Annotated in this window: 10 protein-coding genes; 4 read left to right on the top strand and 6 right to left on the bottom strand. The window is 64.7% G+C overall.

Annotation, left to right across the window (positions count from 1 at the left end; translation table 11 throughout):
- On the bottom strand, nt 1–423 hold a 423-nt coding region (locus AB7F49_RS35965; RefSeq protein ID WP_428531651.1), incomplete at its 3' end, for a tripartite tricarboxylate transporter substrate-binding protein.
- 123 nt (nt 424–546) lie between these two features.
- On the opposite strand from AB7F49_RS35965, the gene AB7F49_RS35960 reads away from it, so the two are divergent.
- Nucleotides 547–1,530, top strand: coding sequence for a LysR family transcriptional regulator (locus AB7F49_RS35960; RefSeq protein WP_428531648.1), 984 nt, complete (start codon nt 547–549; stop codon nt 1,528–1,530).
- On the opposite strand, the gene AB7F49_RS35955 is transcribed toward AB7F49_RS35960, so the two are convergent.
- The 5 genes from AB7F49_RS35955 to AB7F49_RS35935 all read right to left on the bottom strand — a co-directional run bounded on the left by AB7F49_RS35955 (nt 1,506) and on the right by AB7F49_RS35935 (nt 5,696).
- Nucleotides 1,506–2,675: a DUF3095 domain-containing protein gene (locus AB7F49_RS35955; RefSeq protein ID WP_428531645.1), complete on the bottom strand. Its 1,170-nt coding sequence runs from the start codon at nt 2,673–2,675 to the stop codon at nt 1,506–1,508. The two genes, AB7F49_RS35960 and AB7F49_RS35955, sit on opposite strands and share 25 nt — an antisense overlap.
- Before the next feature lie 46 nt (nt 2,676–2,721).
- The gene (locus AB7F49_RS35950) at nt 2,722–4,656 is read right to left on the bottom strand and encodes an asparagine synthetase B family protein (RefSeq protein WP_428531642.1); all 1,935 of its coding nucleotides are present in this window, start codon (nt 4,654–4,656) and stop codon (nt 2,722–2,724) included.
- Nucleotides 4,653–5,078, bottom strand: coding sequence for a lasso peptide biosynthesis B2 protein (locus AB7F49_RS35945; RefSeq protein ID WP_428531639.1), 426 nt, complete (start codon nt 5,076–5,078; stop codon nt 4,653–4,655). Before AB7F49_RS35945 ends, AB7F49_RS35950 begins: the two co-directional genes overlap by 4 nt.
- On the bottom strand, nt 5,075–5,368 hold the full coding sequence (locus AB7F49_RS35940) for a PqqD family protein (RefSeq protein WP_428531636.1): 294 nt from the start codon (nt 5,366–5,368) through the stop codon (nt 5,075–5,077). The genes AB7F49_RS35945 and AB7F49_RS35940 overlap by 4 nt, the downstream gene beginning before the upstream one ends.
- Nucleotides 5,369–5,474: 106 nt before the next feature.
- The gene (locus tag AB7F49_RS35935; protein WP_428531634.1) at nt 5,475–5,696 is read right to left on the bottom strand and encodes a hypothetical protein; all 222 of its coding nucleotides are present in this window, start codon (nt 5,694–5,696) and stop codon (nt 5,475–5,477) included.
- Between the two features lie 283 nt (nt 5,697–5,979).
- Between AB7F49_RS35935 and AB7F49_RS35930 the strand changes: the two genes are divergently transcribed.
- From AB7F49_RS35930 to AB7F49_RS35920, 3 genes are all read left to right on the top strand, one after another.
- Complete coding sequence (locus tag AB7F49_RS35930) at nt 5,980–6,552, top strand: YcjF family protein (RefSeq protein ID WP_428531631.1); 573 nt, start codon at nt 5,980–5,982, stop codon at nt 6,550–6,552.
- 69 nt (nt 6,553–6,621) lie between these two features.
- The gene (locus AB7F49_RS35925) at nt 6,622–6,801 is read left to right on the top strand and encodes a hypothetical protein (RefSeq protein ID WP_428531628.1); all 180 of its coding nucleotides are present in this window, start codon (nt 6,622–6,624) and stop codon (nt 6,799–6,801) included.
- A gap of 80 nt (nt 6,802–6,881) precedes the next feature.
- Nucleotides 6,882–8,522: a cyclic peptide export ABC transporter gene (locus AB7F49_RS35920; RefSeq protein ID WP_428531625.1), complete on the top strand. Its 1,641-nt coding sequence runs from the start codon at nt 6,882–6,884 to the stop codon at nt 8,520–8,522.
- Nucleotides 8,523–8,559: the final 37 nt, after the last annotated feature.

The raw sequence follows: 8,559 nt of genomic DNA, 5'->3' as shown, positions 1-8,559 counted from the left end.
CGTGACCTTGCTCGAGGCCTGAACCGCAACGATGATCGGGTCGGCGGTGAAGCGTGCCAGCGGCTCGAACAGGTCCGCGGAAAATGCCGCCTGCCGCCCGAGCGCCTTGTCGGCGACCGGAATGAGCAGCAGCGAGGTCTGGGTGAGAAGCAGGGTGTAGCCGTCCGGTTTGGCATTCGCGACCAGCGCGGTTCCGACGGCGCCGGCGGCGCCGGCACGGTTCTCCACCAGAACCGGCTGCCCGATCCGCTTTTCAAGAGATGTTGCCAGCGCGCGCGCGACCAGATCGACGGTGCCGCCCGGCGGCAGCGGGTTGACGATGGTGATCGGCCGGTCGGGATAGGCCTCCTGGGCGGGGGAGGCGGACAGTCCGGCGATGATTGCGGTGAGCGAAACACCCAGAGTTCCGAGGATACGGCGCATCAAGACAAACCTCCCTGTTCAAGGCGCTTGCCTCGCGCCTTTTTCTGGCTTCGCCCTACCTTTCGATGATATGAGAGGCATGTAAAATACTTTTCCGGCATTGCTCCTATACTGGCGGTTCTGTTGGACTTTCGCGCGCTGATGTATTTCGTGCAGGTGGCGGATGCGGGCAGCATCACCCGCGCCTCGGTCAATCTGCGCATCGCGCAACCGGCGCTGACGCGGCAAATTCACCGGCTCGAACAGGATCTCGGCTCGCGGCTTCTGATCCGCGAGAGCCGCGGCGTGAAGCTGACGGATGCAGGGCGGCGCCTTTACGATCATGCGACGCGCATTCTCCGTGACGTCGAACGCGCCTGCGACGACATCAAGGGTCTGGCCGGGAGCCCGATCGGACGGGTCGTGCTCGGGATTCCGCCGACCTTATGCCCCGTTCTCACGCCACCGCTGTTCGAAAAGCTGCGCGCCGAGCAGCCCCGCATCGAGTTGAAGATCGCGGAGAATTTCAGCTCGGGCCTGCGCGACTGGTTGAGCGAGGGACGGGTCGACCTCGCGGTGATGACCGGGCCCGTGCAAGGCCGCAAGTTCGGCTTCGAGCCGCTCTTCGACGAAGAGATGGTGCTGGTCACCACGCCCGGCACCGTTGCCGCCGGAAAGGCCGTCGATGCCGATGCGCTGGCGTCGCTGCCGCTTGTCCTCAGCGACGGATTGCGGGCCCATGTCGACAAGTTTCTCGAGCCTTTCGGCAAGAAAGCGACCGTCATGACCTCCATCAATGCGGTCGAGACCATGCGGCTGATGGCCGAGCGCGGACTCGGCGCCACGGTGCTCCCAAGGTCCGTGTTGCGTGGCGAACCGCAGACCGGCATCGTCGACCTGACGCGCATCGGCGAGAACGGCCTGTATCGCAACGTGATCGTGTCGTGGCTCGCGGCCCGGCACCTGTCGATTACGGTGCAGGCGGTTCTCGACACGATTTGCCGTGTTGCGGAGACTTTGAGGAGCCGCGGAATCTTCGCGCTGGCGGATCGCCAGCGACACCGCGCGAAGACCACGTCGCGAGGCAACGCTGCGCACCGCCTTCACCCGGATGATGCCGCGCCCTGATTTCCGCTTTTCAGCGCAGCTGCGGCAAGCGCATAGCCGCCCGAAGCCCCGTCGATGAAATGCATGTGGTCGGCATGCGTGGGGAACGGCGTGAAACACGTCATCATCGCCGCGTGTTGCCGGTGTAGGCCGAAGCGCAAGGTTCCCGCGGCAGCGGCGCCGGCCAGTCTGCGCTCGATCTCCTCCGCCAGCTCGGGTGTGCAGTCGATGATCATGCGCAGGCCATCGTCGTATTTCCGGAAGTCGGAATTGGCCACCACCTGCCGCAGATAGACGGCAGGAATGAATTTGCCGACGCGCAGGCGGAAACGAAAGATCAGGAAATACAGCAAGGTCCGCAGAAGCGCCGCCGCCTGCCTGACGGCGATGGGAATGCCGGGATGGCGCGATGCGCGGGCCTCGAGGTCGATACCCTGTGGTGGCCAGCCGAAGGCAGGCCCCTGCGCAGGGACCGGGGCATGGCCCTTCTGCTCAGCCAGCAAGACGAGGTCTTCGACCGCGCGGCGGAAGCCGTCATTGCTGGCGCGCTCGCCGGGTACCACGAGCAGCGCCAGCACGACGCCATGCTGCGACGGCATTTCTTCGAAGCGGCACGACAGCCCGGTCAGGTCGGGACGGCTGCCGGGCGGCGCCGGCGTCACCGCGAAGCGGCCCTGCTTCATCGCGGTCTCGGCGAAGGCCAGTCCGCCGCCGGTGAACATCGCATAGGTGACATTCTCCGACGGCGCAAAACGTGCAACGCGCACGTCCAGTCCGTGTTCGCGGATGTCCTTGAGCGGCACCATCGCGCCGCGCAATTCGAGCGACAATTCTTCCTGTGCCCATCGCAAGGTTGCAGCCAGCGCCACACGTGCCGTGTCGGCCCAGGAGGGCGGCACCGCGAAGCTCGCGCCATCGCCACCGAATACGAATGGAAATTCGCGGCCGAGCGCATTGGTGACTGCGGCGATCCCCGCCACGCCGGCCATGTTGACGGCCTTGTAGCGGTTGTCCCGGATAGCGCGCGTGGAGCCCACGACGTCGGTTGTTCCGATCACCCAGTCTTGCGGGAGCGGACGATAAATTGAATCGTCCATGATGCGCGGAAAACCGCGAAAGATGGGTATCCGATCGTAGAAGCCTTCGCTCGCAGGATCCGGATCCACAAACGCATCACCCCAAGACCATACCCGGCACCATATCGCGTTCCCGTCAATTCGCCGACTCGAACCAGCGCAGGAAGCGGCCGCCGGCCAGGCCGCGCATCAGGGCCAGATTGTATTCGGTGAAGATGTCGGGCCGGTGCCAGCCATCGGCCGGCCAATGCGCCACTGCCCGTTCGAGCCGTGCAAGATCGATCGCGCGGCGTGCCAGTGGTGACTTCGAAAGGTCGGCGATCTCGCGTGCCAGTTCGCTGCGCCGGTTTTGCAGTCGTTCATGCCAGCTTGCGCCCTGCAGGCCACGCCTACGGTTGGTCAGCACCATGTCGGGCACGAGTCCCCACATCGCCCGGCGAATCAGGGAGCGATCCGTACCCTCCGCGAGATACTGTTCCGGTGGCACGCCGAAACAAAAGGAAATGACGTCGAGATCCGCCGTCGGGTCGCGGACTTCGACGCCGGTGACGGCCTTTTGCGCGGCATGCCAGTCGCCGCCGTAATCCACCTGGAACAGCCCCTGGATGCGATCGTCCCGTCGCATGCGATAATGGAAGTCGTGACGATCGGCGACGGCGCGGGCATCGACCCCCATGGCGGCGGCGAATTCCGGCCGGATCGGGGAATGGCGCTGCCAGGCCGCGCCGCCGTCCGCATGGCGCAGCCGCTGCGCCCAATCGCCGAGCCTTTCGGGGATCAGGGGTTCGATCAGCAGGTTCCTGACCGCGCCCCATCGCGAACAGGCTGTGCGGCGATAATACAGGTGGCATTGCTGCAATGCCGTCAGCCAGCGGCCGTGCAAGAGATGGCCGGACGTCTGTGACCATCCGCTCCAGCTGATGGTGTGATTGCCATGCAGGCCACTGAGCAGGACGCGACGGCCTTGCTGGCGTGCCAGCCGCAGGATCGCCAGCACCCAGCCGAGATTGGTCGGATTTCGCACCGGCCCTTCCAGCGCGATGAAGAAACGGTCGAGATCGGCAGGGTCTTCGTCGGCGTCCTCGGCAACATAGGTTGCATCGATGGTGCCGGCCGCCCGGACGATGGCATCGACATACGCCGTCTCGTCCGCGTAATGGCCGGCGGGGACCGGGGCGTCGAAGCCGCGGCGCGGCACGCCGGTGAATGCCATCAGCCGCTGGCTTTTCTCCGACAATGCGCGAGCGCCGAGGACCGCCACCGACGACGAGTCGAGCCCGCCGCTCAGGAGACAGCCGACCGGATGCGCGCTGCGCAACTGCCGGCGCACCGCGGTGTCGAGAGCGGCACGCAGGCCGTCGGCATAATCCTGGTCGGATCGAAGCCGGACCGGGTTGATGTCGTCCGGCGACCAGTACCGATGGTGCGTGATGGTTCCGCCGGGGGCTACCCGCATGACATGCGCCGGACGGACACGGAAGATGTCCTTGTAGATCGTGGTCTCGTGCGCGGCGTGATTGAGCACGAGAAAATCCGCGAATTTCTCTTCGTTCAATTCGCGCGGGACGCCGTCAAACGCGAACAGGCCGTTCGGCATGGTGGCGAAGGCGAAGAAGCGCGGGCTTCGATGCCACATCACCACATGCAGCCCGACCGGATCGCGGGCCAGCGTCAGGACGCGATCGCGCGGATTCCAGATCGCGGCGGCGAATGGGCCGCGCAGCATGGGCCAGACGGCGTCGCCAAGCTTCTGCCAGGCAGACAGCAGAATGCGCGAATCCGGCCAGGACTTCGCTTCGGCAGGCATTCCGATCCGGGCGAGAATGTCTTCGCGGTTGTCGAGCCGCAGGTCAGCGGTAATGATCGACCCGTCCGTTGCGCGATGCGGCTGCTGGTCGGAATGATCCTCCGGTGTCATGGCCATGTGGACATGCGCGAAGCCGCTGCTGCCATCGACGACGACATGCGATCGATCCGGTCCGTGCGCGCGCAGTGCATTCGCAGCGCGCTCGAGCACGCGCCGGCTCACCGGCCGCCGGTCGAAATGCAGCAATCCGGCGATCCCGCTCATGGGAGGCCCGTCGTTGCACCGCGCCCGCCGAATGTGGCAAGCCGCTGGAAGGCAACGGCTTCGCCGCCGCCGACAAGGGTTTTTTCTCCAACCTCGATCCAGGCGTGAGCGGCGAGTTCCCCGTCGTTATTGGCAACGCCGAGACAGAGCCGGCTTGCGATGCCGCGCCGCCGCAGCATCGCGTGAGCTGCGAGCGCACGCGGCAGGCACAGCGCTTTCATCCCGGGCAGCGTCGCGGCATGGTCGACTGCCCAGGCGACCCATTCCGCCTGATCGGTCTCGAAGCGGCGAACGCGGCGCAGTGGCCAGTCGGCCCAGGCGAAGACACGGTTTGCCGGCAGGATATGGACCGCCAGCCGGGCCAAAGCGAGGATAACGGCGGCCTCCCGCAGATAGGCCCGCCGCATCGCCCGCGGCGTCATGGAAGGCCGCGCCCGACCTGCCGCGCGAGTTGCCGGTCGATCAAGCGCTGCAGAAACGGCAGGACGTCCCGGTCGAGGGTGCCGGCATCGACATCGTGACTCTGCAACAAGGTGTCGAAGATGTCGCCGACCCGGCGGGGCTCCGACAGCATATGCCAGATTTCGCTCGCCACCGGGTTGAAGCCGAAATAGGCGCCCGCGCGAACGCTGAGAAGCACGACGCGGCCGTCGAGGTCCGCCGCGGGCAGATCGCCATTCCGAACCAGAACACTGTCGACCGTCACGCTCACGGCTCGAGTCTCCGCTGACGCGCGCTGGGAAGTCCGATGATGATGCAATTCTCGCACAGACGGGCGGCGTTCGCCATCCGCTCGCAACCTCCCGCGCGCCCGGTCGCTATTCGGTCCGGACCGACAGCGGGAACGACATTTCGAACGAAAAGCCCAATTTGCTCGCGGGCGTGGCGGGTGGCGGCGGGTTGGCCTGTCCGCCATCGGGTGGCGTCCGCCGCGCTGGAATCGACCGCGTCTCGGTGCCGATCGGCAGTTCCGAGAAAGCGGGTGGCTCCCACGTGCGACGCGTGCTCGCGGCGGCTCCCTCGACCGGCTTCGGCCGCATATTCGTCTCCGGGCAATCTGTGTGTGCCATTATGGGGATCGGATCGTACAAGGCAAGATGGCGCGGTGATGCCGGCCTGTCCGCATGTTCCGAGCGCTTGGCAGTGGCTGACCGCCATGATAGCTTTTTTGAGCAGATTTGATTAAGCCGCGCGACGTCGTCGGTCCGACGGCCTAATTGGTCCGACGGCTCAATGGGTGGCGGCCGAATTGGGTGGCGGCCGAATTGGGTGGCGGCCGATCCGTTAAGGAATTTGGGAACGACTGCCGAGAAGGGACCTGGTATGGCACAAAAGACCACGACAGATGCGGAGGCAAAGCCTGAGGCGCCGGAACTGACTCCCGCGGCGCGGCTGGAGATGGCGACCAAGCTGGTCGACCGCTTCGCCCTGTGGGGAGGCGTCGCCGGGCTGGTGCCCGTGCCGATCATCGACGTCGCCGCCGTCGCCGGTCTGCAGCTGCAGATGCTGCGCCGGCTGTCACAGATCTATAATGTCCCGTTCTCCGAGAATAGCGGCAAGGCGGTGATCGCGGCGCTCGCTGGAACCATGATCCCCGCAACCAGCGGTATCGGGGCTGCCAGCATGCTCAAGACCGTACCGATCCTCGGCACCATCGCATCCGGATTCGTGATGCCGGCGCTCGCCGCCGGCGCCACCTTCGCCATCGGCAAGGCATTCATCCAGCATTTCGAGTCGGGCGGCACGCTGCTCGATTTCAACCCGCCGGATTATCGGGAATTCATCAAGGCGCAGAAGGAAAAGTGGGATTCACGCTCGCGCGCCAAAGTGGCCGCACCGGAGACTCCGCCTTCGGCCGGCCGCGGGACCACGGGGGCTGCGGCAACGCACTCTTGAGGCGAGTATCCCGTCACAAACCGGAGGGCAGCCGCGAGCGAAAAGTCGACGGCTGCTCCATAGAGATCGATGATCGAAGCCGGCCTTTATATCGTGTTCTGCGCGCTCACCGGCTTGTGCGGCATCGGGCGGCGAATGGGCTTTCTCGGCACATTCGCGCTCGCGCTGCTGACGACTCCGCTTGTGGTATTGCCGCTGCTCCTGCTCACCGGCCCATCACGAAACGCGGAATGGCATCGCCGGCCCTGACGACGCTATCGTATCAAAACCGGCGCGTGCCTTCCCGCGGGCGCCGGCAGCGCCCCTTGCAACAATAGCCGGCAGCCGCAATGTCCTTCCTTCAGCTTGTTCACCGCGAGATGCACGCTTCGGTGCGGAAGCTGGTGTTCATGTCGGTGATCGGCGGCATCAGCAACGCGGCCATTCTCACCGCCATCAATGCCGGCGCGGCGGCGGCGGACACCGAAGAACGCGGCAGCCTGTGGGCGGCGACGCTGTTCCTGGTCTCGCTGTTCCTGTTCTTCAAGACGCAGGTCTACGTTTCCACCACGATCACGTCGGAGATCGAGGCGATCATTCACAAGCTCCGCGTGCGCATGATGGACTATGTCCGCCGTTCGGAACTGCTGTCGATCGAGGAAATCGGCCGCTCGCGGATTGTTGCTGCGATATCGAGCGATGCCGCGATCCTGACGCAGGCGAGCAACATGCTCAGCTTCTCGATCCAGGGCCCGGTCCTGATCGGGTTTGTTGCGGTTTATGTCGCATATCTGTCATTCACGGCCTTCGCCCTCAGCGTCCTGATCGTCAGTCTCGCAGGCGTGATCTTTCATTTCCGCAGCCGCAAGCTGACCGAAGAGCGCTCACGGGCGGCCGAGCAGGAGCGGCGGCTGTTCGACCGCATCACCGACTTTCTCGATGGCTTCAAGGAGATCAGGCTCAACCGGCCGCGCAGCGACTCGCTGTTCGACGACGCCGTCAACGTGTCGCGGACCGCCGCCAACATCAAGATCCGCGCCCAGTCCGAGACCTTCAAGCAGATCGCCTATTCGCAGGGCTATATGTACATCCTGCTTGGGACGGTTGTCTTCGTTGCGCCGCAATTCAGCGAAAGCCTCGGCGGAACGTCGGTCGCAAAGATCACCGCGGCGCTTCTTTATGTCATCGGGGCGTGTTTCGCGCTGGTGCAGTCGATTCCGATCCTGATGAATGCGAATGCCGCGGCCGACCGGATCGTGCGTCTGGAAGACCTGCTGCGCTCGACCGTCTCCTCCGAGACCGACGAGGTCGTGTCGCCCAAGAGCTTCGACACCATCGAGATGCGCCAGATCGTATTCAGTTACGTGGACCGGCACTCGGACGTGGCCTTCCATATCGGGCCGATCGACTTCACGCTGCGTTCCGGAGAACTGCTTTTCATTACCGGAGGCAACGGGTCGGGCAAATCCACCTTCCTGCGGGTGCTGGCCGGGCTTTATCATCCGGAATCCGGAGAAGTGCTGCTCGACGGCAGACGCGTCAACAAGGCGACCCGCGACGAATACCGCGAGCTGTTTTCCGCGATTTTCTACGATTACCATCTGTTCCGGCGCCTCTACGGGGTCCCGGACGCGGATCCCGGCGAACTCGCGCGCCTGCTGGCCAAGTTCCGGCTGGAGGACAAGACCGGCCTGACCAACGGCGAGTTCCGTACCCTCGACCTGTCCGGTGGCCAGCGCCGACGCCTCGCGCTGATTGTCAGCATGCTGGAAAACCGGCCCATCATGCTGCTAGACGAGTGGACGGCCGAGCAGGACCCGGAATATCGGCGAAAATTCTATGACGAGTTGCTGCCGGAAATGATGCGCGCCGGAAAGACGGTCGTGGTCATCACCCATGACGATCGCTATCTCGATGAACTGCATCTGATGGGACGTCGAATCCACATGGAAGAGGGCAGAATTGTCGAAGAACGAAAAGTGGGCGGCTGAGGGCGTTCGATGAGGAACGACTGATGGCAAGGTATCC

This window comes from Pseudorhodoplanes sp. (assembly GCF_050250235.1).
Classification (GTDB): domain Bacteria; phylum Pseudomonadota; class Alphaproteobacteria; order Rhizobiales; family Xanthobacteraceae; genus Pseudorhodoplanes.
Note: the sequence above shows the minus strand (reverse complement) of the source record. Positions and strands in the feature narration are given on the sequence as shown.

Coding starts and splice junctions, on each gene's coding strand:
- AB7F49_RS35930 (WP_428531631.1), top strand. CDS start 5,980: ATGGCACAAAAGACCACGACAGATGCGGAGGCAAAGCCTGAGGCGCCG.
- AB7F49_RS35920 (WP_428531625.1), top strand. CDS start 6,882: ATGTCCTTCCTTCAGCTTGTTCACCGCGAGATGCACGCTTCGGTGCGG.
- AB7F49_RS35945 (WP_428531639.1), bottom strand. CDS start 5,078: ATGACGCCGCGGGCGATGCGGCGGGCCTATCTGCGGGAGGCCGCCGTT.
- AB7F49_RS35925 (WP_428531628.1), top strand. CDS start 6,622: ATGATCGAAGCCGGCCTTTATATCGTGTTCTGCGCGCTCACCGGCTTG.
- AB7F49_RS35950 (WP_428531642.1), bottom strand. CDS start 4,656: ATGAGCGGGATCGCCGGATTGCTGCATTTCGACCGGCGGCCGGTGAGC.
- AB7F49_RS35935 (WP_428531634.1), bottom strand. CDS start 5,696: ATGCGGCCGAAGCCGGTCGAGGGAGCCGCCGCGAGCACGCGTCGCACG.